The 963-nt window shown below is 43.3% G+C and carries 1 protein-coding gene; it reads right to left on the minus strand.

The window, feature by feature from the left end; all coding sequences use genetic code 11:
* Positions 1-963: dTDP-glucose 4,6-dehydratase (rfbB, locus tag BN587_RS00175; RefSeq protein ID WP_303684761.1), on the minus strand; the 963-nt coding region annotated here is incomplete at both ends.

The raw sequence follows: 963 nt of genomic DNA on the forward strand, positions 1-963 counted from the left end.
TCATAATAATTCTGATACTCGCCATTAATGATATCTTTCCACCACTTTTGGTTCTCCAAATACCACTTAATAGTTTTCTTAATGCCATCGGCAAACTTTGTCTCCGGCAGCCATCCCAGCTCATTATGAATCTTCGTCGGATCGATTGCGTAACGCATATCATGACCTTTGCGGTCGGTTACATGCGTAATCAGGTTCTCCGGCTTGCCAAGCTCCTTGCAAATCAGCTTTACAATATCAATGTTACGCATCTCGTTATGACCGCCGATATTATATACCTCGCCTACTCTGCCTTTATGTATAATCAGGTCAATTGCCTTGCAGTGATCTTCAACATAAAGCCAATCGCGTACATTCAGTCCTTCGCCATATACAGGCAACGGCTTATCTGCCAAAGCATTCACTAGCATCAGCGGAATCAGCTTTTCCGGAAACTGATAGAGACCATAGTTATTGCTGCAGCGTGAAATTGATACCGGCAAGCCATATGTTCTGTGATAAGCCATAACGAGTAAATCTGCGCTTGCCTTGGAACTGCTGTAGGGCGAGCTCGGCCGAATTAAGGCTTTTTCGGTAAAAGGCTTAGCATCTGCAGAAAGCGTTAAATCTCCATACACCTCATCCGTAGATATCTGATGATAACGCCTGATGCCGTATTTACGGCAGGTATCCATCAAAGTTGCTGCACCAATAATGTTCGTCTGCAAGAAAATTTCCGGATTTTCAATGCTGCGGTCTACATGTGATTCTGCAGCAAAGTTCACCACAATATCAGGTTTTTCTTCCTCAAAAAGCTTGTCTACAGCTTCTCTGTCGCAGATATCTGCCTGCACAAAGCGGAAGTTTGGCTTGTTCATTACAGGCTCTAGTGTAGATAAATTGCCTGCGTAGGTCAGCTTATCAAGACAGATAATGCGATGAGCAGGATAGTTTGCCAACATGTAAAATATAAAGTTACTTCCT

The sequence above is a fragment of the Phascolarctobacterium succinatutens CAG:287 genome, assembly GCF_000434895.1.
Taxonomy (GTDB): domain Bacteria; phylum Bacillota; class Negativicutes; order Acidaminococcales; family Acidaminococcaceae; genus Phascolarctobacterium_A; species Phascolarctobacterium_A succinatutens_A.